This is a genomic window from Nocardia sp. NPDC055050 (assembly GCF_053608345.1).
The window spans coordinates 191321-213797 of record NZ_JBSGVG010000007.1; the positions used below are offsets into that span (position 1 = coordinate 191321).

The 22477-nt window shown below is 69.8% G+C and carries 20 protein-coding genes; 11 read left to right on the forward strand and 9 right to left on the reverse strand.

Annotation, left to right across the window (positions count from 1 at the left end):
* Positions 1 to 34: 34 nt before the first annotated feature.
* Complete coding sequence (locus ACWGCN_RS10145; RefSeq protein WP_378988630.1) at positions 35 to 406, reverse strand: DUF952 domain-containing protein; 372 nt, start codon at positions 404 to 406, stop codon at positions 35 to 37.
* Positions 407 to 808: 402 nt separating this feature from the next.
* Between ACWGCN_RS10145 and ACWGCN_RS10150 the strand changes: the two genes are divergently transcribed.
* The gene (locus ACWGCN_RS10150; protein WP_378988628.1) at positions 809 to 1003 is read left to right on the forward strand and encodes a DUF7455 domain-containing protein; all 195 of its coding nucleotides are present in this window, start codon (positions 809 to 811) and stop codon (positions 1001 to 1003) included.
* Positions 1004 to 1104: 101 nt separating this feature from the next.
* Here ACWGCN_RS10150 and ACWGCN_RS10155 read toward each other — a convergent pair whose 3' ends face one another.
* Complete coding sequence (locus ACWGCN_RS10155) at positions 1105 to 1863, reverse strand: TetR/AcrR family transcriptional regulator (RefSeq protein ID WP_378988626.1); 759 nt, start codon at positions 1861 to 1863, stop codon at positions 1105 to 1107.
* Positions 1864 to 2001: 138 nt separating this feature from the next.
* On the opposite strand from ACWGCN_RS10155, the gene ACWGCN_RS10160 reads away from it, so the two are divergent.
* Positions 2002 to 3732, forward strand: coding sequence for a DEAD/DEAH box helicase (locus tag ACWGCN_RS10160; RefSeq protein ID WP_452458536.1), 1731 nt, complete (start codon positions 2002 to 2004; stop codon positions 3730 to 3732).
* Complete coding sequence (locus ACWGCN_RS10165; RefSeq protein ID WP_378988624.1) at positions 3732 to 4280, forward strand: hypothetical protein; 549 nt, start codon at positions 3732 to 3734, stop codon at positions 4278 to 4280. Before ACWGCN_RS10160 ends, ACWGCN_RS10165 begins: the two co-directional genes overlap by 1 nt.
* Positions 4281 to 4398: 118 nt before the next feature.
* Here the strand turns inward: ACWGCN_RS10165 and ACWGCN_RS10170 are convergent, their stop codons facing one another.
* Entirely contained in the window at positions 4399 to 5136 is a 738-nt protein-coding gene (locus ACWGCN_RS10170) for an SDR family NAD(P)-dependent oxidoreductase (protein ID WP_452458534.1), read from the reverse strand.
* A 160-nt stretch (positions 5137 to 5296) separates the two neighbouring features.
* On the opposite strand from ACWGCN_RS10170, the gene ACWGCN_RS10175 reads away from it, so the two are divergent.
* Positions 5297 to 5899 carry a TetR/AcrR family transcriptional regulator gene (locus tag ACWGCN_RS10175; RefSeq protein WP_387442491.1) on the forward strand — a complete coding sequence of 201 codons (603 nt, stop codon included), beginning with the start codon at positions 5297 to 5299 and terminating at the stop codon, positions 5897 to 5899.
* Positions 5900 to 5939: 40 nt separating this feature from the next.
* On the opposite strand, the gene ACWGCN_RS10180 is transcribed toward ACWGCN_RS10175, so the two are convergent.
* Entirely contained in the window at positions 5940 to 7649 is a 1710-nt protein-coding gene (locus ACWGCN_RS10180) for a DEAD/DEAH box helicase (RefSeq protein WP_378628281.1), read from the reverse strand.
* Between the two features lie 206 nt (positions 7650 to 7855).
* Here ACWGCN_RS10180 and ACWGCN_RS10185 point away from each other — a divergent pair, with 206 nt between their 5' ends.
* Positions 7856 to 9019, forward strand: a complete 1164-nt coding sequence (locus tag ACWGCN_RS10185; RefSeq protein WP_452458533.1) for a YihY/virulence factor BrkB family protein — start codon at positions 7856 to 7858, stop codon at positions 9017 to 9019.
* On the opposite strand, the gene ACWGCN_RS10190 is transcribed toward ACWGCN_RS10185, so the two are convergent.
* A complete protein-coding gene (locus ACWGCN_RS10190; RefSeq protein WP_056815556.1) occupies positions 8989 to 9228 on the reverse strand; it encodes a DUF3039 domain-containing protein in 240 nt (79 codons plus the stop codon). The genes ACWGCN_RS10185 and ACWGCN_RS10190 overlap by 31 nt on opposite strands.
* Before the next feature lie 83 nt (positions 9229 to 9311).
* Here ACWGCN_RS10190 and ACWGCN_RS10195 point away from each other — a divergent pair, with 83 nt between their 5' ends.
* Positions 9312 to 9728, forward strand: a complete 417-nt coding sequence (locus tag ACWGCN_RS10195) for a DUF3099 domain-containing protein (RefSeq protein WP_378988616.1) — start codon at positions 9312 to 9314, stop codon at positions 9726 to 9728.
* A gap of 13 nt (positions 9729 to 9741) precedes the next feature.
* On the opposite strand, the gene ACWGCN_RS10200 is transcribed toward ACWGCN_RS10195, so the two are convergent.
* Positions 9742 to 11073: an MFS transporter gene (locus tag ACWGCN_RS10200; protein WP_452458532.1), complete on the reverse strand. Its 1332-nt coding sequence runs from the start codon at positions 11071 to 11073 to the stop codon at positions 9742 to 9744.
* Between the two features lie 273 nt (positions 11074 to 11346).
* Here ACWGCN_RS10200 and ACWGCN_RS10205 point away from each other — a divergent pair, with 273 nt between their 5' ends.
* The 3 genes from ACWGCN_RS10205 to ACWGCN_RS10215 all read left to right on the forward strand — a co-directional run bounded on the left by ACWGCN_RS10205 (position 11347) and on the right by ACWGCN_RS10215 (position 14925).
* Positions 11347 to 12084: a VOC family protein gene (locus ACWGCN_RS10205; protein ID WP_452458531.1), complete on the forward strand. Its 738-nt coding sequence runs from the start codon at positions 11347 to 11349 to the stop codon at positions 12082 to 12084.
* A gap of 203 nt (positions 12085 to 12287) precedes the next feature.
* The gene (locus ACWGCN_RS10210) at positions 12288 to 13787 is read left to right on the forward strand and encodes a DUF7782 domain-containing protein (RefSeq protein ID WP_452458530.1); all 1500 of its coding nucleotides are present in this window, start codon (positions 12288 to 12290) and stop codon (positions 13785 to 13787) included.
* A 169-nt stretch (positions 13788 to 13956) separates the two neighbouring features.
* Positions 13957 to 14925: a sigma-70 family RNA polymerase sigma factor gene (locus ACWGCN_RS10215; RefSeq protein WP_378626663.1), complete on the forward strand. Its 969-nt coding sequence runs from the start codon at positions 13957 to 13959 to the stop codon at positions 14923 to 14925.
* Between the two features lie 123 nt (positions 14926 to 15048).
* On the opposite strand, the gene ACWGCN_RS10220 is transcribed toward ACWGCN_RS10215, so the two are convergent.
* Positions 15049 to 18243 (reverse strand): GNAT family N-acetyltransferase, encoded by a 3195-nt coding sequence (locus ACWGCN_RS10220; protein WP_452458529.1) that lies wholly within the window; start codon positions 18241 to 18243, stop codon positions 15049 to 15051.
* Positions 18236 to 19477 (reverse strand): acetoin utilization protein AcuC, encoded by a 1242-nt coding sequence (locus ACWGCN_RS10225; protein ID WP_452458528.1) that lies wholly within the window; start codon positions 19475 to 19477, stop codon positions 18236 to 18238. Before ACWGCN_RS10225 ends, ACWGCN_RS10220 begins: the two co-directional genes overlap by 8 nt.
* 129 nt (positions 19478 to 19606) lie before the next feature.
* Here ACWGCN_RS10225 and ACWGCN_RS10230 point away from each other — a divergent pair, with 129 nt between their 5' ends.
* Positions 19607 to 20293: a metal-dependent transcriptional regulator gene (locus tag ACWGCN_RS10230; RefSeq protein ID WP_378989121.1), complete on the forward strand. Its 687-nt coding sequence runs from the start codon at positions 19607 to 19609 to the stop codon at positions 20291 to 20293.
* 3 nt (positions 20294 to 20296) lie between these two features.
* Positions 20297 to 21277: a UDP-glucose 4-epimerase GalE gene (galE, locus tag ACWGCN_RS10235; protein ID WP_378626657.1), complete on the forward strand. Its 981-nt coding sequence runs from the start codon at positions 20297 to 20299 to the stop codon at positions 21275 to 21277.
* A gap of 10 nt (positions 21278 to 21287) precedes the next feature.
* Here the strand turns inward: galE and ACWGCN_RS10240 are convergent, their stop codons facing one another.
* Positions 21288 to 22454 (reverse strand): DUF4192 domain-containing protein, encoded by a 1167-nt coding sequence (locus tag ACWGCN_RS10240; protein ID WP_379313821.1) that lies wholly within the window; start codon positions 22452 to 22454, stop codon positions 21288 to 21290.
* Between the last annotated feature and the right edge of the window lie 23 nt (positions 22455 to 22477).

Consider the following 22477-nt stretch of genomic DNA (forward strand, 5'->3'; position numbering starts at 1 on the left):
GTCAACAGTAGACGCGCCCGGCCGCGATTGTGGTCTACGCCACTCCCTCCCGGCGCGGTGTGCTGAACACGCCGTCGGATCCGGGCAGATACGGCTGCGCGGCCAGCACCGCGGCGACCGGCAGCGCCGCGTAGAGGTGCGGGAACAGCATCGACGACGGGTCGCTCGGCACGCCCGGTTCCCACTTCACCGCACCGGTGAACGCCGCCGGATCCAGCCACAGCACGACCATGTCGGCGCGCCCGGCAAAGAGTCGATTGGCGGGCAGGTGGACCTGCTCCGGGGTGGACAGGTGCACGAAGCCCGCGTCGGCCAGCGAAGGCGGTCTGCGTTCGCCCACGCGGCGAGCTTCCTCCCATTCTTGGGAAGAACACAGGTGAACAAGGGTGTGAGTGTCGGATGTCACGGGTAATCTCCGGGTAGACAACAGGTTCGGACGGTCAAGACCCTGTCACAACTCGATCGTGTTCGGCCCGCTTCGGTGCTCGGCTCGTCCGTAACGAGCAACACCGCAGCGAGCGACATATCGGTGAGCGGCAGGTTCGAGTGGGAGGTGGCATCAGCGCTTCGCGGGTGATCGGTGGGTGCTCGAGACCGACGACCGGCGGGTGTTCGCTTTCAGCGAAACCGCAGGTCTGTTATCGAAAACACAAAGATTCACTTCCGGGAACAAAGCCTGAACCCCGAACGTCTGACAGAGTAGTCGTACCACTGCTGGGAAGTAGCGGATGCGAGCCGCGTGGAGTGACCACGAGGCCCACACCTAGGCGAACGGCCACGCAGCGCCGGGAGCCGGGACGGAGGAGTCATGCCAGGAACACTGACCAGCACCCCACTGACCGCACTCGATCGTTGCGATCGCTGCGGGGCGGCTGCCCGAGTGCGTGCCGTGCTTCCCGCGGGTGGCGAGTTGCTCTTCTGCCAGCACCACGCGAATGAACACATGGACCGCTTGCGCGAACTCGAAGCCGTGCTCAACACGGACGAAGCTCCCGCGATCTGACCACTCCTCGCGTCCGAAACAACCACATCTGACAACAGAAAACTCCCGACAGCGGGCGACCCGGACAGGGCGCCCGCTGTCGCTGTATCCGGGTATCCCGGCTATCGGGCGTCGGCGAGAATGCCGTCGACGAGGGTCGCCACGCCGTAGTCGAACGCGCCCTCCGGGTCGGCGGGCGCCTGGTAGTGCTCGCCGACGGCCGTACCGACCCGCCCGGCGAGCGGGAATTCGCCTGCGGGCATCACCTGGGCCAGCAAGGGGCCGTTGACCTCCCACCATCGGGCGTCGCTCAGCTGCGCGGCGGCGCCCGCGGCCGCGATGGCGAGGCGGGCATTGCCGGTCGCGAAGTCGGTGAGGACCGCGATCGCGCGGTCCATGGCCAGATCGCTCAGGCCGATGCCCTCGATCGCGGCCAGCTGATGTTCGTAGCGGCGCATCCGGGCGGGGCCGAGCACCTGGCGCCACGGGGACACCGCGAGGAGCCAGGGGTGCTCGATCAGCTCGGCCCTGATCCGGGTGGCGACGGTGATCATGCGTTCGCGGACCGGCAGGTCGGCCGGGATCGGGGAGTCCGCGGCGGCCACGGCGTCGACCATGAGCACGATCAGGGCGTCCTTGCTGGGGACATAGGTGTAGAGACTCATCGCGCGCAGACCGAGTTGCGTGGCGACCGCGCGGATCGTCAGCTTGTCGATGCCGTCGCGGTCGGCCAGGGTGATACCCGCCGCCACCACATCGTCGACGGTGAGCCCGGGTTTCGGGCCGCGCGCGCCCGGCTTCGACGGCAAGGAGTGCCGCCACAGCAATTCGAGGATCCGGGTGGCCTGAGCGGTCGATTCCCCGTCCTGGTCAGCGGGCACGAGCCATCCTCTCCGGAGATTGTTTCGAGCGTTCGGGAACAAACTCAGTACAGTGTACGTTGTTCGGTTGTTCGTGCTGCCCGATCAGAGGAGAACGTTCTGCCCGCCATTCAGGCCACCTACCTTCCCGACCGTCACCTGTTCGCCCTGTGGACGTGGACCGGGCACGACACCGGCCCCGCGCCGACGGGGGTCGGCGATCCGGAACAACTCACCCTCGCGCTGCCGGTCGGCGAGCGCGGGGCGATCGAAACCGTCGAGGTGGCGACCGCGGTGGTCACCCCCGCCGAGCTGGCCGACGTCACCCTCGGCGACCTCGCCCCGTCCGCGCTGGCCTGGCGCGCGTCGATGACCGACGAGCGGTCCTTCGCCTTGCCCGCCGCCGCGCACGCCGTCCCCGATGCGGTCGGCACCGCGATCGTGTCCGCCGAGCGGGCGGCGCGGGTCTTGCGCGAGACGCGGGCCCTCGACGGGGAGCTGGCGGGAGTTCTCGATGCCACGCTGCGGCCGTATCAGGTCCGCGGGGTGGGGTGGTTGCGCGAGACCGTGTCGGCGTTCGGCGGGGCCGTGCTGGCCGACGAGATGGGGCTCGGGAAGACGGTGCAGACCATCGGGTTCCTGCAGGGCCGCTCCGACGGTCCGCAGTTGGTGGTGTGCCCGACCTCGCTGGTGGGCAACTGGGTGCACGAGATCGAACGGTTCGCACCGGGGTTGAAGGCGGTGTCGTGGCGCGGTGGCGCGGTGCCCGCCGGCGCGGGGACGGTTCTCGTGACCGGGTATCCGACCCTGCGGCTACACGGGGCGGCACTGACCGGTGAGCAGTGGGCCACCGTGGTGTTCGACGAGGCGCAAGCGCTGAAGAACCCGCGCACCCAGGTGTCGCGGGCGGCGCGCGCGCTGACCGCCGACGCGAAGGTCGCGCTGACCGGAACGCCGGTGGAGAACCACCTCGACGAACTGTTCGCACTGCTCAACCTCACCGTGCCGCGACTGTTCGCGCATCGCACGCAGTTCCGGCGCCGGTTCGTGCGGCCGATCGAGGAGGGGTCGGCCACGGCCGCGGCACGACTCAGGGACGCCGTCGAGCCGGTTGTCCTCGGACGCAAGAAGCTTCAGGTGGCGGCGTCACTGCCCGCGAAGATCCACAGCGATCTGCTGTGCGATCTCACCGCCGAGCAGGAACGGGTGTACGACGCGGTGCTCGCCGACGCCCTCGATGAGGGCTTCGGCTCCGGCCTGCAACGACAGGGACGGGTACTGGCCGCGCTCACCCACCTCAAGCAAGTGTGCAACCACCCCGGACTGGTTTCCGGCGACCTGGGCGAACTCGCGGGCCGTTCCGGCAAACTCGACCTGTGCACCGACATCGTGGCCACCAACCTCGACACCGGTGACCCCACGCTGATCTTCACCCAGTACCGCAAGACCGGCGACCTGCTGGTGCGGCACCTGGCCGAGCAGTTCGGCATCGACGCGCCGTTCTTCCACGGTGGGCTCGACGCGACCCAGCGCGGCGACCTCGTCACCCGCTTCCAGGCGCCGGACGGGCCGGCGGTACTGATCCTGAGCCTGCGCGCGGCGGGCACCGGCCTCACCCTCACCCGCGCGGCCGATGTGATCCATTTCGATCGCTGGTGGAATCCGGCGGTGGAAGCGCAGGCCTCGGACCGGGCGCACCGGATCGGGCAGACCCGCACCGTCACCGTCACCACCCTCACCAGCGCCACCACGGTAGAGGAGCACATCGCCGCGATGCATACCCGCAAGTCCGCGCTGACGGACCTGTCCGATGCGGCGGGCATCGCCGAACTGGCCCGCCTCGACGACGACGCCCTCGTCGACATCCTGCGCCGGAAGCGAGAGAACTGATGGCCGACAACGAATTCGGTTACACCCAGTGGGGTCGGGATTGGGTGCGCCTGGCCGAACCGCTGCGCCAGACCCGGCCGGAACCACTGCTGCCCCGCGCCCGCAGCATCGCGCGCAACGACGGTGTGCGCGTCGAGATCGAGGGGCGAACGGTGCGCGCGCACCTGCATCGCGGCGGTCAGGCCTCGATCGCGCACGTCGAGGTGGCGCCGCTGTCGCGGGCGGCGGTGACCGCGATCGGCCAGACGATCACCGACCCGACCGTCCTCACCGACGAGATGCACCGGGCATTGGTCGACGCGGGCCACTCCCCCGCGCCGACCCTGGTGAGCGCCGATTGTTCCTGCTCGGCGCGGACCGCGCGCTGCCTGCACGTGTTCGCGACGCTGTACACGATCGCGCGCGGGGTCGACGAGAATCCGCGCCTCGCACTGGAATTGCAGGGCTACTTCGACGCGACCGCCGAATCCGACGCGCCCACCCAGGAACAACGCTGGACTCCCCTGCACACCCTCGACCCGGCCGACTTCTTCGACATCGTCCGCTAGGCGGTCGGCCGACGAGACCTCCTGGAACGCAACGGGTTATCCGTGAGTCCTGCCGATCCCGCTCGACGAAGCCGGCATCCGGAAGATACACAGAGCCCGTTCGGGCTGCGCCCGCCGCTCAGGCGTTGGTGCCGCCGTCGACGGTGAGGATCGCGCCGGTGATCGATCGGCCCGACGGACCCGCGAGGAAGGCGACGAGGTCGGCCACGTCGGCGGCGGCACCGAAACGGCCCAGCGCGTTGAACTCCCGTTGTGTAGGGGCGTGCCCGCTGTCCGCGGGGTTCATGTCGGTGTCGGTCGGTCCGGGCTGGACGAGGTTGACCGTGATGCCGCGCGGACCGAGCTCGCGCGCAAGGGCTTTGGTGAAGCCGTTGAGGGCCGACTTGCTGAGGTTGTAGAGCGACAGTCCACCGAAGAGCGCGCGTTCGGACAGGTTGGAGCCGATGGAGATGATCCGGCCGCCGTCACCGAGGTACGGGAGGGCGGCCTGGCCCGCGACGAAGGCGGCGCGGGCGTGGATGTTCAGCGCGCGGTCGATCTCGTCGAGGGTGAACTCCGCGTAGGGCTTGGCCGGGAAGATGCCCGCGTTGTTCACGAGGATATCGAGCCCGCCCAGTTCGCGCGCGGTCTGTTCCACGGCGGCGACGACCGCTGCGGCGTCGCCGCTGTCGGCCTTGATCGGCAGCGCCCGCCTGCCCAGCGCCTCGATCTCGGCGGCGACCGCCTTTGCGGCGACCTCGTCGCGCTGATAGGTGAACGCCACATCGGTGCCGGCGGCGGCCAGTGCGCGGGCGATGGCCGCGCCGATCCCGCGGCTCGCGCCGGTCACCAGGGCCACGGTGTTGCTGCTCGTCATCAGGTTTGCTCCAATTTTGTAGTAGTCGATACACAAATAGAGAAGCGTATCCACAGCACCCTCGTCAAGAGTTTCTTACCGATCGACACAGAAATAAGTGGGCGGGCCGTCCGCCGCCGCGGGCACGGTATATTTACCGATCGGCACAGAAAGGTTTCGCATGGCAGAGCGCGGGCGCCCCCGAGGCTTCGATCGTGAGGTCGCGCTGCGTCGTGCGATGGAGGTGTTCTGGGAGCTCGGCTACGACGGCGCCTCGATGAGCGACCTCACCGCCGCCATGGGCATCAACTCCCCCAGCCTCTACGCCGCCTTCGGCGACAAGGAGGCCCTGTTCCGCGCCGCCGTCGAGCTCTACCGCCGTACCGAGGGCTCCTACACGGCCACGGCGCTGCGCGAGCAACCCACCGCCTACGCCGCGATCGAGGCGATGCTGCGCGACAACATCACCCACTACACCGACCCCGGTCTACCCAACGGCTGCATGGTGGTCCTCGCCGGCGCGACCTACACCACCCGCAACGCCGCGGTGCGCGAATTCCTGGTCGAAGCCCGTCGCCACACCACGGCCGACATTCGCGCACGTCTCGATCGCGGCGTCACCGACGGCGATCTCGCCGCCGACACCGACACGGCTTCGCTGGCCATGCTGTACAGCACCGTCCTGTACGGGTTGTCGATCCAGGCCAGAGACGGCGTCAGCCCCGGCGAACTCAGCGCCGCCGTCGACAGCGCGCTGCGCACACTCGACGCCGCGACACGCTAGGCGAAGCCCGCGGGCCGGCGCGTCGGCGAGGTTCGGTCTCTCAGAGTCGACGCAGGGCGGCGATACGTTCACCCAACTGATCGACACTCGCCAATGCCGTAGGAGGACCACCACATTCGCGACGGAGTTCGCCGTGGATCACGCCGTGGGGTTTGCCGGTGCGGTGGTGGTGCATCGCGACGAGGCTGTTGAGTTCGCGGCGCAGCTCGCCCAGTTTGTCCGAGGTGGCGACACGTTCGGCGACGGCCGCGGGCTGGGGGGCGGACTCCTGCGCGGCACTACGGTCGGCCAGCTGACGGGTCTGACGGTCGCGCAGGAGAGCACGCATCTGGTCGGCGTCGAGCAGACCGGGAATGCCGAGGTAGTCGGCTTCCTCGTCGCTGCCCGCGATGGTGGCGGTGCCGAAGGAGGAACCGTCGTAGATCACCTGGTCGAGCTCGGCGTCCGCGGCGAGGGCGACGAAGGACTTCTCGTCCTCTCCGGGCTCGTCCTTGGCCTTGTTCGCGTCCATCAGGAGCTCGTCGTCGAGGCCGTCCTTCTCGCGGTGCGGCTTGCCGATCACGTGATCGCGCTGCAACTCCAGCTGCGCGGCCAGGTCGAGCAACACCGGCACCGACGGCAGGAACACGCTCGCGGTCTCGCCCGGCTTGCGGGCACGCACGAAACGGCCGATGGCCTGCGCGAAGTACAGCGGCGTCGAGGCGCTGGTGGCGTAGACGCCGACGGCGAGGCGTGGCACGTCGACACCCTCGGACACCATGCGCACCGCGACCATCCACGGCTGGGTGCCCTTCCCGAACTCGCCGATGCGCTGCGAGGACTGCGGGTCGTCCGAGAGCACCACCGACGGCCGCTCGCCACAGATGTGCTCGAGCAGTTCGGCGTAGTCGCGGGCCCGCTCCTGATCGGTGGCGATCACCAGACCGCCCGCGTCGGGCATGCCCGACGCGCGCAGCTGACGCAGGCGCACATCCGCCGCGCGCAGCACCGCCGAGATCCAGTCACCTGCCGGGTCAAGGGCCGTGCGCCAGGCCCGCGCGGTGTGTTCGGCGCTGAGCGGTTCGCCGAGGCGGGCGGTGTGTTCCTCGCCCGCGCTGTCGCGCCAGTGCGCGTCACCGGAGTAGGCCAGGAACACCACCGGACGCACGACGCCGTCGGCGAGCGCGTCGGCATAGCCGTAGGAGTGGTCGGCGCGCGAACGCGGGAACCCACCTTCGTCGGGCTCATAGGTGACGAACGGGATCTTCGAATCGTCACTGCGGAACGGGGTTCCGGTCAGCGCCAGTCGGCGCGTCGCGTCGCCGAACGCCTCCTCGGTCGCCTCGCCCCAGGTCTTGGCGTCGCCCGCGTGGTGGATCTCGTCGAGGATCACCAGCGTGCGACGGTTCTCGGTGCGCACCCGGTGTCGTGTCGGGTGGGCGGCGACCTGGGCATAGGTCACCACGACGCCGTGATAGTCGCCGGAGGTCGCGCCGGTGGAGTTGGAGAACCGCGAGTCCAGCTGGATCCCGGTGCGCGCGGCCGCGGCGGACCACTGGTGCTTGAGGTGCTCGGTCGGCGCGACGACGGTGATCTGATCCACCGTACGATCGGCCAGCAACTCCGCGGCAACACGCAGCGCGAAGGTGGTCTTACCGGCGCCGGGCGTCGCGACCGCGAGGAAGTCACGCGGCTTGGTGGCCAGGTACTTCGTCAATGCGCGCCGCTGCCAGGCGCGCAACGAACCCGACGGGGCACCTCCCGCGGCAATCTCGCCCGGTGTCCCCGCTTGCTTCGCCGTAGCGGCGCCACCCGACCCAGTCACGCAGTCGACCCTAGCCGCCCGATGCGGCGTGTCGCCAAACCGACGCGGGGTGGGCGACAGGCATCACAACCGCGCCCGTGGTCACCGGCCATTTACCTGTTACCCGCCGACACGATGCCCGGCCCGCACCACACAGACCCCCAACGTGCGGGATGCTTGACACCGAGATGAACAACGACCAGGTCCCGGCTGCCGACGCGGCACACCCGCCGCAGGCGCCCCCGCCCCGCGACTCGCCCGCGCGCCCTGCGGTCGGCGCGCGGGCCGCTCCGCAACGTCGCAGCGATCACGCGCCGTGGGTGCGATGGCTCGCTACGGCATGGCGACTGGTGGTCCGGGTCGCGGTCAAGTGCTGGGACAACTCGATATTCGCCAAGTCCGCGGCGGCGGCGTTCTGGCAGACCCTGTCGCTGGCACCACTGCTGCTCGGCCTCCTCGGCAGCCTCGGCTATGTGGGCGGATTGTTCGGGCCCGACACCGTGCAGATCGTGGAGAGCAAGATCATCGCGTTCAGCCGCGAGTTCTTCAGCCCGTCGGTGGTCTCGGACCTGATCGAACCGACCGTCGACGACGTGCTCGGCCGAGGGCGCGGCGCGCTGGTGTCGGTGGGTTTCGTGCTGTCGCTGTGGGCCGGATCCTCGGCGATGGCCACCTTCGTCGACGCCATCGTGGAGGCGCACGGACAACAGGACGCCCGTCATCCGATCTGGCAGCGGATCTTCGCGCTGCTGCTCTACGTGCAGTTCCTGGTGGCCGCGGTGCTCATCCTGCCGGTGATCGCACTGGGTCCCACCAGGATCGGGCGGGTGCTGCCCGAAGCGTGGCGGGAGCCGGGATTGCGGCTGATCGACACGTTCTACTACCCGATCGTCGGGCTGCTGCTGATCGTCGGGCTGACCACGCTCTACAAGCTGGCCCTGCACAAATCACTGCCGTGGCATCGGCTGTTCGGCGGCGCGCTGGTGGCCGGGGTCTTCTTCATGGCGGCCAGCGACCTGCTGCGCCGGTACCTGTCGTGGATCACCGCCACCGGGGTGAGCTACGGCGCGCTGGCCACCCCGATCGCGTTCCTGCTGTTCACGTACTTCCTCGGCTTCGCGGTGATCCTGGGCGCGGAGTTCAACGCCGCCGTTCAGGAGTTCTGGCCTGCCCGGGCCACCCGGATCGAGCAGGTCAAGGAATGGATCACCAGCCAGGTGCGGGGTGACGACGACGATGACGATAAGCACGACGAAACCGCCGGGGCCTGCTCCGAGGCACCGGCGTCACCGACCGAGTCCTCGGCTCAGTCGCCGTCCTTGCGCAAGCCCTCGTAGACCTTCTTGCAGTCCGGGCACACGGGCGAGCCGGGCTTGGCCGAACGCGTCACCGGGAAAACCTCGCCACACAGGGCGACGACCATCGTGCCCATCACGGCACTTTCGGCGATCCGGTCCTTCTTCACGTAATGGAAGAATTTCGGGGTGTCGTCGCTGGTCGTCTCGTCGGTCGTGGTTTCCGGGCGTACCAGAGTGTCTGTACTCACGCCTTCCATGATGCCGCATCCCGGCCCCGGGCCGCTGACCAGCCGCGTGTGCGCTCGATGACGCCGAGTGGAAGACTCGGGGTATGCAGTCCTACGGCGATGTCCCAGGCGCCGACGAACCGAAGCCGGACCCGGAAGTGACGATCCCCCCCGAGCCCAAGTCCTCGCGTGGGTTCTTCCGGCCCGCCCCCGCCGAACACGCCGTGCTGATCACCGAGGCCGCGCCCTCGCTCGACGACCAGCATCGCGCCAGAGTGCGCCGCTACACGTTCATCATGGCCTTCCGGATCCCCTGCCTGATCCTGGCCGCGATCGCCTACAGCGCGTTCGAGAACCCGCTGCTCTCGATCCTGATCATCGCCGCCTCGGTGCCGCTACCGTGGATCGCGGTGCTGATCGCCAACGACCGCCCGCCGCGGACCAAGGACGAACCCAGCCGCTGGGACGGCCGCACGAACCAGATCGCGCTGGAATCCGGACAGCACAAGACCCTGGAATAGCGGCTGGGTTCGGCTACTCGGCCGTTGCCGGTCTGCGGACCAGCATCGACATGACCGCGGCGATCCCGCAGAGCGCACCCGCCACGTACCAGGCGAGGTCGTAGGAGCCCTGGACGTCGCGGATGAAGCCCGCGCCGGTGGCGGCCACGGCGGCGCCGACCTGGTGGGCGGCGAAGACCCAGCCGAACGCGATCGGGCCGTCCGCGCCGAAGAGTTCGCGGCACAGCAGCACGGTCGGCGGGACGGTCGCGATCCAGTCCAGGCCGTAGAACACGATGAACACCCACATGCTCGGCTCGGTGTGCGGCCCGAGCAGCGACGGCAGGATCAGTAGCGAGAGCCCGCGCAGCGAGTAGTAGCCGAGCAGCAGGTAGCGCGGATCCACGCGGTCCGAGAGCCAGCCCGAGGCGATGGTGCCTGCCACATCGAAGATCCCGACCAGGGCGAGCAGTCCGGCCGCGGTGGTCGGCGGCATGCCGTGGTCGTGGGCCGCGGTGACGAAATGGGTGCCGACCAGGCCGTTCGTCGAGGCCCCACAGATCGCGAAACCGCCCGCCAGCAGCCAGAATCCGGGTCGGCGCGCGGCCGAGGCGAGTACCTTCAACGCCCGGTTGGCACCGCCCACGATCGGGACTCGCGCGCCCGCGTCCGAATCGGTCGGCGCCCCGTACGCGCGGACACCGACGTCGCTGGGATAGTCGCGCACGAACAGCCAGACCAGCGGCACCACCGACAGCGCCACTGCCGCCACGATCAATGACGGCAGCCGCCAGCCGTGCTCGGTGGCCAGCATCGACACCAGCGGCAGGAACACCAGCTGACCGGTGGCGCCCGCCGCGGTGAGCACTCCGGTGACCAGGCCACGACTCCGGACGAACCAACGGCCGGTGATGGTCGCGACGAACGGCATGGACATCGACCCGACGCCGACACCCACCAGCAATCCCCAGGTCGCCACCAGCTGCCATGCCTGGGTCATGAACACCGTCAGCCCGCTGCCCGCGGCGATCAGCACCAGCGCCGAACACACCACCTTGCGGATGCCGAATCGATCCATCAGCGCGGCGGCGAACGGCGAGATCAGGCCGTAGAGCAGCATGTTCAGCGAGATGGCGGTGGAGATCGTGGCGTGTGACCACCCGAATTCGGTGTGCAGCGGCTCGATGAGGACGCTGGGGACCGAGCGGAAGGCGGCCGCGCCGAGCAGGGCGACGAAGCCGACGCCCGCCACGATCCACGCGGGATGGAGTCGACGACGTTCGTCGGTGACCGATGCCGGTGCGGAAGTGAGGTTGTCGGCCGGGTCGTCGCCGGTGGGCGGCGCGGGCGCACGTAAATCGGTCACTCGGCCAGCGTGCCGGATCGACGGCGGGCGAGCGAGTGGCCGGTGTGACATGTTTCGTCAATATCCTGCCATCGACGGGGTCGGTCGGGCGCGCGCGAGCGAAACGCGGCACGAAGGCCGTGACAGCGGAGCCCCGCGCGCTGAACCGACAAGGCTGTCGACAGCGGAGCGCGGGCCGCCTACCGTTCGGACAGGACCACCCGAGCTGCCCGACAGGACAACCGAATCCGGCCGACGGCTTCCGAGGTGCCCTCATAGCGGAAGGGAGACAGCATGATTCGCTGGACCTGGGCCTTTCTCGACCGACCCGTCGATACTTTCGCCGACTGCGCACGATTCTGGGCGAAGGTCACCGACTCCACCGTCTCGCCACCGCGCGGCGAACACGATGAGTTCATCACCCTGCTGCCCGCCACCGGGCCCGCGTGGATCAAGATGCAAGCCGTCCACGACGACGGCGGCATCCACCTGGATCTCGACGTCGACGATCTCCCCGCGGCGATCGCGACCGCGACCGGGCTCGGCGCCCACGTGATCGCCGAGATGGATGACTACACCGTGCTGGAATCGCCTGCCGGACAGACGTTCTGTCTCATTCCGTCTACCGAGCCCGCCGGTCTCGGTCCGGCGCCGATCACTGTGTCGACCGCGCCCGATGGCACAGTGACCCGCCTCGACCAGATCTGCCTCGACCTGTCCCCCACCGACATCGACGCCGATACCGCCTTCTGGCAGACACTCACCGACTGGACCCACAAGCCCGGCCGCCGCCCGGAATTCTCGCGCCTGCGCGGCCCCGACCAGCCACTGCACTTTCTGCTCCAGCGCCTGGATGAGCCCGGCCCCACCGGCGCGCACGCCGACCTGGCCTCGTCGAACATCACCGCCACCGCGGCCTGGCACGAATCCCTCGGCGCCACCCGGGTCACCGATACCGAACACTGGATCGTCCTGCGCGACCCCGGAAATGCCTTGTACTGCGTGACATCCCGGGACCCGTACACCGGCTGAACCACCGCAGACAGCGACCTGCCGCGAGCACAGCCGATGTGCCACTGCGACCCAGCGGCTTTCCATCCAGTCCGTGAGAGGAACTAGCTACCGCGGTATTCGGGTGAGTCCGGGGTCTGCGCACGCGACGACACGCAGTGGCAGCTGGTCGTTCTCGGTGCTCGTGGCCCTGGCAGAGTGGTCGGGTGCCTACGAACCCGACGATGACCGACTCCCCGCTCACCGCGCTGTGCCCGGACCTGCGCACCGCGCTGATCCGGGTCGGCTACGACGCCGACACCCTCGTCGAGGCGTTGGGTCCCGATGTGCATGCGGCACTGAGCCGTTCGGAGCCGGTGCCGGTGCGGCGGGCGGCGCGGGCAGCGGGCGACCTCGGCACGCTGGTGCGGTTGCTGCTGCTCGGAGACGTCCTGCCGGAGCGCGACGTCGCGACCGCACTGGCGCCGGTGCGCATCGACGCGGCGGTGGCGGCGGGTCTGCTCACGCGCGACGGTGACCAGGTGCGGGCCGCGCTGGATCTGCGGCCGCTCGATGCCGGCGCGGGTACCCGGTGGATCCTGTCCGATCTCGACGATTCGATGCGGCGGCGCACGCTCACCGAGGATCACGTCCTCGGCGTCGGGCACGCGTCGCTGTCGTTGCTGCGCGCCACCCCCACCGAACCCGTCGGCACCGTGCTGGATCTGGGCACCGGCTGTGGTGTGCAGGCCGTGCACGCGGCGGGTTACGCGGGTCGGGTCACCGCCACCGATGTCAACGCACGGGCCCTGTGGCTGGCGCAGGCCACGGCCGCGCTCAACGAACTCGATATCGAACTGCTCGAGGGGTCCTGGTTCGAGCCGGTGGCGGGGCGACGCTTCGACCAGGTCGTGGCCAATCCGCCGTTCGTGGTCGGTCCGGCCCGCATCGAGCACACCTATCGCGACTCCGGGCTCGCCCTGGACGGGGCCAGCGAGCTGGTCATCGGGCAGGCGCCCGAGCTACTGGCCCCCGGCGGCACGGCGGCCATGCTCGCCGCCTGGGTGCACGTGGACGGCGAGGACTGGCGTCGGCGCGTGTCGAGCTGGTTGCCCGCGCACGGCGTCGACGCGTGGGTCGTACAGCGCGACGTCGCCGATCCTGCCCTCTACGTCGGTACCTGGTTGCGCGACGCGGGCCTGGACCCGCGCGACCCGGCCGCCCAGGAACAGGCGGTGCGCTGGCTCGACGCCTTCGAGGCCGCCGATGTCGAAGGTGTCGGGTTCGGGTTCGTCTACCTGCGCGCGATCGACGGCCCCACCGAACTCCTCGCCGAGGACCTCACCCACGGTTTCGACGACCCGCTCGGCACCGAGGTGGCCGGGTACTTCGCGCGGTCGGCGTGGTTGCGCGCGGTGGCCTCCGACGAAAGCCTCGCGTGGGCATCCCGTTTCGCGCCGAGCCCGGCGACCGCGCTGGAGCGGGTGTATCTGCCCGGCGAGTTCGGCTGGACCGAGCAGGTGGCCCGGCTTCATCGCGGCGACGGACCACGCTGGCAGCACGAGGTCGACGAGTCGACGGTCGCGCTGGTCGCGGGAATGCGGCCCGACGGGCTGCCGTTGTACGAACTGATCGAACTACTCGCCCTCGCCGACGGAGCAGAGCAGGTCACGCCGGAATTCGCCGCCCAGGCCCTCGGTGTGGTCGCCGGACTCGTCCGTCACGGACTGGTGCGGCCCGTCTGAGCCGCCCCGCGGTGGCAGCGAGTTCCGACCAGGACCCTCTTCTCAGGAACTTCTCAGCCGTTGGGGTGGGAACCAGCAGCTCAGAGCGGTTTATCGACCGCGGGATCGGGAACTTTCTCTAAGTCGGGTCCGTTGATCGGAGTGAGACACCACCGACAGGAGGCAAGTCATGACAAGCCCCGCCACCACTCGTTTGCGCCCCAGCGAGGCCGATATCGACGCCCAGAGCCCCGCAGCCGATCTGGTACGCGTGTACCTCAACGGAATCGGACGCACGGCACTGCTCACGGCGGCCGACGAGGTCGAATTGGCCAAGCGCATCGAGGCGGGCCTGTATGCCCAGAACCTGCTGTCAACCAGTAAGCGGTTGACAGCGGCTCGCAAGCGTGACCTGGCGATTCTGGTTCGCGAGGGCTCTGCCGCCCGCTCGCACCTGCTCGAGGCCAACCTGCGTCTGGTCGTATCCCTGGCCAAGCGCTACACGGGCCGCGGCATGCCGCTGCTGGACCTGATCCAGGAGGGCAACCTCGGACTGATCCGCGCGATGGAGAAGTTCGATTACGCCAAGGGCTTCAAGTTCTCCACTTACGCCACCTGGTGGATCCGTCAGGCCATCACCCGCGGCATGGCCGATCAGAGCCGCACCATCCGGCTGCCCGTGCACCTGGTCGAACAGGTGAACAAGCTCGCCAGGATCAAGCGGGAACTGCATCAGCAGCTGGGCCGCGAGGCCACCGACGCCGAACTCGCCAACGAGTCGGGCATCCCGGTGGAGAAGATCGCCGATCTGCTCGACCACAGCCGCGACCCGGTGAGCCTGGACATGCCCGTCGGCAACGACGAGGAGGCTCCCCTCGGCGACTTCATCGAGGACTCCGAGGCCACCTCCGCCGAGAGCGCCGTCATCGCCGGCCTGCTGCACCACGACGTGCGCAGCGTCCTGGCCACCCTCGACGAGCGCGAACAGCAGGTCATCCGCCTGCGCTTCGGTCTCGATGACGGCCAGCCGCGCACCCTGGACCAGATCGGCAAGCTCTTCGGCCTGTCCCGCGAGCGGGTCCGCCAGATCGAGCGCGAGGTCATGTCCAAGCTGCGCAAGGGCGACCGCGCCGACCGCTTGCGCGCCTACGCCAGCTGATCCGAAAACTCGACGGCCCCGCGGGGTCGTCTGCCGAAACGCCGACCGGCGACCGCGCACCCCTCCCCTCCGGGTCGCGAGCCGGTCGGCGTTGTTCGTTCCACCGGACCGATCGGCCATCGTTCAGGCCAGCCGACGGGGGCCGGTGTCGAAGCGGCTCGGTTCCGGGCCGATGCGCGCTCGGGCGTAGATGATCTCCGCCGAGGCCGAGGCGGCCAGGACGGGGTCGCAGGAGAGTTCGCGCATCTGGGGGATGTCGTCGAACAAGGCCGAGATGCGTTGAGCCAGCGCGGCCAGCGCGGCTTTGTCCACCCCCACTCTGCCCGGCCCGTCCGAGAGCAATGGCGCCGCGCGTGGTGCGTCGATGAGCGCTGTCGCTTCCTCCTCGGTCAGCGGTAGGGCGCGGTAGGCGCGGTCGCCGAGCAGGTCGATGATCATGCCGGACAGGCCGAATTGGATGACCGATCCGAACGAGGGGTCGTCGGTGACGCGCAGCACGCAACCGACACCCTTGGTCGCCATCTTCTGCACGTGCAGCAGTGGATCGCCACAGATCTCCACCAGGTCGGTGTAGGCCTGCCGGACCGTCTCCGGTCCCCACAGATCCAGACGCACGCCGATCAGATCCGGTCGGCGCCGCCACAGCTCCCCCGTGGCCTTCGCCGCGACCGGATATCCGAGTTCCTCGGCCGCGGCGACCGCCTGTTCGGCATCACGCACAGCCCGGAACTCGACCACGTCGATGCCGTAGCACCCGAGTAGCCGCACCGCTTCCTCGTCGGTGAGCCACCGCCCGCCCGACTCGGCGAGCCAGCCCTCCACCAGCGCCGCCGCGGCCGCGGTGTCGATTCCTGGCGGGCGCACCACCGGCGAGATCGGCCGATCCCGCCAGCGCGCGTACCGATCCACCCTGGCCAGCGCTCGCGCGGCTCGCTCGGGATCCGGATAGGAGGGGATGGACCCGCGGGCCGGCGCGCCCGCGGTGGTACGCACCGCCAACTGTCGCGGAATGCCCGATTCCGCGACGAACGTGGTGAGCACCGGCTTGCCCGGCGCCGCCGCGGCTGCCGCCCGCAAGGCGTCCCCGAAGCCTTCCATCGGCACCGGAACGGGCGGGGCGACCACGACGATCACCGCGTCGACCTCCTCGCTGCGCAGCGCAGCCAGGACCGCTTCCCGGAAGTCGGCCGGTGTCGCCTCCGGGCCGAGATCCACCGGCCCGTCCACGATCGCACTGTCCACGCTCCGTGCGGCCGGGCCGAGGTCGCCCTCGGTGTGGCTGGTCGGCCCGGCGCTGTCCGCGGTCCGGTGAGCAGGCCCCGCACTGCCCACGATCCGCTGGGACGACCCGGCGCTACCACTGGTCCGGTCGGCCGGCCCTACGCCACCTCTCGTCCGATCGGGCGTCCCGGCGTTGTCCCCGGGCCGGTCGGCCGGTCCGCTGCCCCTGCTTCGGTCCGGCGCCCCGGCGCTGTCCCAGGGCCGGTCGGCCGGTCCGCTGTTCCTGCTTCGGTCCGGCGCCCCGGTGCTGTCCCCGGGCCGGTCGGTCGTCCCGGCATCGGCCGGGCCCCGGCTTCCCCGCCGGGCGCCGCGCAATCCCCACGCCGTCCGCCCGGCACGATCCGCGCCTCGCTCGGCGCGCTCGCCCGGCCGAGCGCTGCGTAGGTCCGGCTCCGGCGGCCGCGCGGCCTGCACACCGCGTTCGGTGGGCCGGGCTCCGGGACCTCGGTCGACCGCGGTGACGGGCCGGTGCACCCGCAGCCCTTCGCTACGGGCGGCGTCGATGGCCAGCCAGTTCAGCGCGGCGCTGTTGCCGACGACCGCGACCCGGGGGCCCTTCGGTAGCGGCTGACAGGCCAGCAGCGCGGCACAGTCGAACAGTTCGGAGATGGAGTCGACCTGGATGATTCCGGCCTGACCGAAGAGGTCGCGGACCACGATGCGGTCCATGTCGGCGCCGGCCGCGAGGCGGCCGCTGCTCACCGCGACGATCGGTTTGCCGCGGGCCACCCGGCGTGCCAACCGGGAGAACTTGCGTGGGTTACCGAAGCTCTCCAGATACAGCAGGATCACTTCGGTATCGGCGGCGGTGTCCCAGTACTGGAGCAGGTCGTTGCCCGAGACGTCGGCCCGGTTTCCCGCCGAGACGAACGTCGACAGACCGAGGTTGCGGGCCGCGGCCTCGCCGAGGATCGCCGCGCCGAGGGGGCCGGATTGGCAGAAGAAGCCGATTCGCCCGCGCTGGGGTAGCACCGGGGCCAAAGTCGCGTTGAGACCGACCGCGGGATCGGTGTTGGCGATGCCGAGCGCGCTGGGTCCGACCACACGCATCCCATGCCCGCGCGCCGCGGCGACCAGGTCGTGTTCGGCGGCCAGCCCAGCTGCCCCGGTCTCGCCGAAGCCGGCGGTCAACACGACAAGGCCCTTGACTCCCTTGGCCATGCAATCGTCGAGGACCGCCCCGATCGCGGCGGGTGGCACCGCCACCACCGCCAGGTCCACCTCGTCGGGGATCTCGCTCACCGCGGCGTAGGCGCGCACGCCACGGACCGAGCGCCGGTGCAGGTTCACCGGGAACACGGGTCCGCTGAAACCGCCTGCCAGCAGATTCGCGAATACCGCGCCGCCGACCCGGGTCTGTTCCGGTGACGCGCCGATCACCGCGACCGAACCGGGTGCGAGCAGATTGCCGACACTGCGTGCTTCCGAGGCCGCCTCCCGCGAATCCCGCACGGTGCGCAGCGCTTCGGTGGGGTCGATGGCGAATTCGAGGTGTACCTCGGAACCGTCACGACTGCGCTGCAGTTGGTAGCCGGCCTCACGGAAGACCGTGATCATGGCCTCGTTCTCGGCCAGCACCTCGGCGACGAAGGCGATCACCTCGTTCTCGGCGGCGGCACCGGCGAGGTGTTCGAGCAACACCGAGCCGAGCCCACGCCCCTGGTGCTCGTCGGCGACCACGAACGCCACCTCGGCCGCGCGTGGGCCCGGCCGGGCGAGCAGTTCGTAGCGGGCCACGCCGATGATCGCCGTGCCGAGCACCGCGACGAGACCGACCCGATCGCGGTAGTCGACGTGGGTGGTGCGGTACATGTCCTTCGGCGAGATCTGCGGGTACGGACCGAAGTAGCGCAGATACCGGGTGCGATCGGACAGGCCGGTGTGAAAGGCCGCGAGCGCGTCGGCATCGGCGGGCACGATCGGGCGCACCCGGACCACGCCACCGTCGGCGGCGAGCACATCGCCGTACCAATGTTGGGGCGGCGCAGGCGGATTCGCGGGCGTGTCGGAGGTATCGGGTAGCAGTGGCTCAGTCACGAGGATCCTCCGGATCGAGCCCGAGCAGGCCGAAACTCGCCCGCCGGGTGGCCGTGATCGCGGTGTCGACCGCGCGCTGCGCGCGGATCTGGCCCGCGTCGCCGATCTCGGGTGTGCCGCCGGGACCGTCCCAGGCCCGATAGGCGGTGTCGCCTCCGTCACCCATGGTCGTCGGTGGTTGCACACGTGGCGCGGATGCCCGCACCTGGTCGATCCAGTCGGCGGGCACCGGCGTTTCGGGGGCGAGCGGCCGGTCCAGTGCCGCGGCGAGCAGGTGGGTCCAGGCGCGCGGCACCACCCGCACCACGCCGTATCCGCCACCGCCGATGGCCAGCCACCGCCCTTCGGCGTATTCGTCGGCGAGGTCGCGCATCGCGAGGAAGGCCGCGCGCTGACCGTCGACGGTGAGCTCCAGATCGGCCAGCGGATCTTCGCGGTGGGTGTCGACACCGCACTGGCTGATGATGATCTGCGGCCGGAACGCGGCGACCGCACCGGGCACCACCGCGTGAAATCCCCTCAGCCACTGCGCGTCCCGGGTGCCCGGCAGGAGTGGCAGATTGATCGAGGTACCTTCGGCCGCCCCGACCCCGGTCTCTTCGGGCCAGCCGGTATTGGGCCACAACGTCGCCGGATGCTGGTGTATCGACACCGTGAGCACCCGCGGATCGGCGTAGAACGCGCGTTGCACACCGTCGCCGTGGTGGACGTCGACATCGAGGTAGGCGATGCGGTCGAAGCCGTGGTCGAGCAGCCACGAGATGGCGATCGCGGCATCGTTGTAGACGCAGAACCCCGCCGCCGAATCCGGCATGGCGTGGTGCATTCCACCGCCGATGCTCACAGCCCGCCGGGTACGGCCCGCCGCGATCTCCCTGGCGGCGGCGAGAGTGCCGCCGACGATCACCGACGCCGCCTCGTGCATCTTCGGGAACACCGGATTATCGGCGGTTCCGAGCCCGTAGAGGACGTCCTCGGGCGTCGGCGGGCCCTGTCCGGCCCGGCGCACCGCCTCGATGTAGGAGCTGCTGTGGACCCGCATCAGATCGGCCTGGGTGGCCGCGTCGGGTGCCAACGGCTCGACACCATCGAGAAGACCTAGGCTTTCGGCCAGCGACATGGTGTATTGCAGGCGCGCCGGCTTCATCGGATGCTCCGGACTCCAGGTGTAGCCGAGGAATCGCTCGGTCCACACGACGGTCCCACTGGTTTCGCTGCGCGGCGACGTGACCATGGTCGCCACGCTAGCCGGAAGCAGCAGCCCCCGTGCGGCGTTGACATGCAGTAGAAATAGGGCCGCTGGTCCGACGGGCGGACCGGCGTTCGCGCGTGGGTAGAATTCGTGCTGACGAAGGGGTATCAGGTGAAGGATCTGGTCGACACCACGGAGATGTATCTCCGTACCATCTACGACCTCGAGGAAGAGGGCGTGGTGCCGTTGCGGGCACGCATCGCCGAACGCCTCGAGCAGAGTGGTCCGACGGTGAGCCAGACGGTCGCGCGGATGGAGCGCGACGGCCTGTTGCTCGTCGCGGGCGACCGCCATCTCGAGCTCACCGACAAGGGCCGTTCCATGGCCGTCTCGGTGATGCGCAAGCACCGGCTCGCCGAGCGGTTGCTGGTCGACATCATCGGTCTGGACTGGGAGAACGTCCACGCCGAGGCGTGTCGCTGGGAACACGTGATGAGCGAGGAGGTGGAGCGGCGCCTGATCGAGGTGCTCAACCACCCGACCACCTCGCCCTACGGCAACCCCATCCCGGGCCTGGACGAACTCGGCCTCGGCGACGTGTCCGCCGCCGAGGAGAAGCTGATCCGGCTCTCCGATCTGCCCAACGGCGCGCTGCACGCGGTGGTCGTGCGCAGGCTGGCCGAGCACATCCAGACCGACCCGGAGGTCATCGGGCGGTTGCGTGAGGCGGGCGTGGTGCCCGACGCACGCGTTACCGTGGAGACCAAGCCGGGTGCGGTGCTGATCACGGTGCCGGGCCACAACGGTTTCGAACTGTCCGAAGAGATGGCGCATGCCGTCCAGGTGAGGCTGGTCTGATTCGTGAAACTTCTTGTCACCGGCGGCGCCGGCTACGTGGGTGGCGGTTGCGCCGCCGTGCTGCTCGAAGAGGGCCACGAGGTGGTCGTGGTCGATGACCTCTCGACCGGTAACGCCGACGGTGTGCCGGCCGGTGCCCGGTTCGTCGACGGTGATATCGCTGTCGCCGCCCCCGATCTGCTGCGTGCCGAATCCTTCGACGGTGTTCTGCATTTCGCGGCGCAGTCGCTGGTCGGCGAGTCGGTGGAGCAGCCGGAGAAGTACTGGCACGGCAACGTCGTGAAAACGCTGACGCTGCTCGAAGCGATCCGTGAGACCGGAACCCCCCGCCTGGTGTTCTCCTCCACCGCCGCGGTGTACGGCGAGCCCGAGCAGGTCCCGATCACCGAGGCCTCGCCCACGCGCCCCACCAATCCCTACGGCGCCAGCAAGCTGGCCATCGATCACGCCATCACCTCCTACGCGGTGGCGCACGATCTGGCCGCGACCAGCCTGCGCTATTTCAACGTGGCGGGCGCCTATGCCGGGCTCGGCGAGAACCGGGTGGTGGAAACGCATCTGATCCCCCTCGTATTGCAGGTGGCGCTGGGTCATCGCAAGGCCATTTCGGTGTACGGCACCGACTGGCCGACGCCGGACGGTACGTGCGTGCGTGACTACATCCACATCCGCGACCTGGCGCAGGCGCATCTGCTCGCGCTGTCGTCGTCGCAGCCGGGCACGCACCGGATCTGCAACCTGGGTTCGGGCACGGGTTTCTCGGTGCGCGAAGTGATCTCGGCGTGCGAGCGGGTCACCGGTCTGCCGATCGAGACGATCGACGCGCCGCGCCGCGCGGGTGACCCGGCCGTATTGATCGCCTCCAGTGACCGCGCGGTCGCCGAACTGGGCTGGCGACCCGAGCACAACGACCTCGACGAGATCGTCTCCGACGCCTGGGATTTCCTGCGCTCCCTCGGCACGAAGGCCCACAGCGCTCGCTGACCTGCCTGCCTCACCGGGTGATCGGGCCGATGTCGACCCCGAGATCGGCGGCGATCTGGTGACCACACAGCGCGAGTCTGCGCAGCCGTTCGGGCCGCAGTCCGGTCTGTAGCGAGGTCTCCAGCAGCACCGCCATCGCGTGCTCGGCGTCGGCCTCGACGGCGGCGCCGATCGCGACGCCGGCGAACGGTCCGTCGCCGCGCAGGTAGGCACTGAAGCCGAGCAGCGACGCTGCTTCGGCGCGGTCGGTACCGGGTGTCGCCCTGGCCAACTGCGCCCACAGCCGCTCGGCGGCCTCGGCGTGATCGCCGACCGCGAGGCCGTACACGGCGTCGCGGATCGGCCGGTCGCGCAGGGTCGCGGCCAGTCGCGCGAGTTCGCGTGCGGCACGCGGTGCGCCGGACGCGGTGTCGGCGATCTGCCACAGCACCCATTCCAGTGCCCGCCGCTGGTAGGCCAGGGCGTTACCGGCGCGCGTCGCCGCCGCCAGCCCACCCCGGTAGCGCGCGTCCGCGGGCCCGAGCTGAGCGCGCACGCGCGCGCTCAGCAGCTCGTCGGGAACCATCAGCGCCGTCATCTCCTGACGCGAGCCACGAATCTGCTTGCCTTCCAGCACATGTGACACGGCCACGATCGAGGACGACGGATCGGCGACCAGGCCGGTCCCGACCAGGCCGAACACACTGCGGTAGCGTTCGCCCGCCGCGATCGCGGGAACCGACCAGGCGCCGCGGACCGCGATCCCGTCCTCGGCCAGTACGTCGATCAATTCGGCCGCGCGCAGGACCTCCTCGCTCTCGAACTCGGCACGGTCCTCGACGAAGACGGCGAGCACCCCGGTCGCCTCTTCGCGCAGGCAGATCGATGCCAGGCAGGCGGTGAACTGGTCGAGCAGCCGGATGTCGGTGGCCACGTCGAGGTCGAAGCGCACCACCGCCTCGATCGCCTCGGCCGCACCGCCCGCCACCTCGTGCAGCACGGCGACGACGAGGGACCGTTCGGGGACGAAGCCGAGCATCGCGGGCAGGGCGGCGATCAGCTCACCGGGTTCGTCGACCCGCAGCGGTGGGCGCGGCAGCCCGCCGGGATAGCGGGGAGTGGATTCGGCGCAGCCGAGTGCGCGGGGAAACGGTCCGGAGCGCTTGACCCGGCGGGTGGGGTTCGTCGAAGGCGTCATGGCTCCACGGTGCCCGCCGGCTC

Coding starts and splice junctions, on each gene's coding strand:
- ACWGCN_RS10150 (WP_378988628.1), top strand. CDS start 809: ATGCCAGGAACACTGACCAGCACCCCACTGACCGCACTCGATCGTTGC.
- ACWGCN_RS10165 (WP_378988624.1), top strand. CDS start 3,732: ATGGCCGACAACGAATTCGGTTACACCCAGTGGGGTCGGGATTGGGTG.
- ACWGCN_RS10170 (WP_452458534.1), bottom strand. CDS start 5,136: ATGACGAGCAGCAACACCGTGGCCCTGGTGACCGGCGCGAGCCGCGGG.
- ACWGCN_RS10175 (WP_387442491.1), top strand. CDS start 5,297: ATGGCAGAGCGCGGGCGCCCCCGAGGCTTCGATCGTGAGGTCGCGCTG.
- ACWGCN_RS10185 (WP_452458533.1), top strand. CDS start 7,856: ATGCTTGACACCGAGATGAACAACGACCAGGTCCCGGCTGCCGACGCG.
- ACWGCN_RS10195 (WP_378988616.1), top strand. CDS start 9,312: ATGCAGTCCTACGGCGATGTCCCAGGCGCCGACGAACCGAAGCCGGAC.
- ACWGCN_RS10205 (WP_452458531.1), top strand. CDS start 11,347: ATGATTCGCTGGACCTGGGCCTTTCTCGACCGACCCGTCGATACTTTC.
- ACWGCN_RS10210 (WP_452458530.1), top strand. CDS start 12,288: ATGACCGACTCCCCGCTCACCGCGCTGTGCCCGGACCTGCGCACCGCG.
- ACWGCN_RS10215 (WP_378626663.1), top strand. CDS start 13,957: ATGACAAGCCCCGCCACCACTCGTTTGCGCCCCAGCGAGGCCGATATC.
- ACWGCN_RS10225 (WP_452458528.1), bottom strand. CDS start 19,477: ATGGTCACGTCGCCGCGCAGCGAAACCAGTGGGACCGTCGTGTGGACC.
- ACWGCN_RS10240 (WP_379313821.1), bottom strand. CDS start 22,454: ATGACGCCTTCGACGAACCCCACCCGCCGGGTCAAGCGCTCCGGACCG.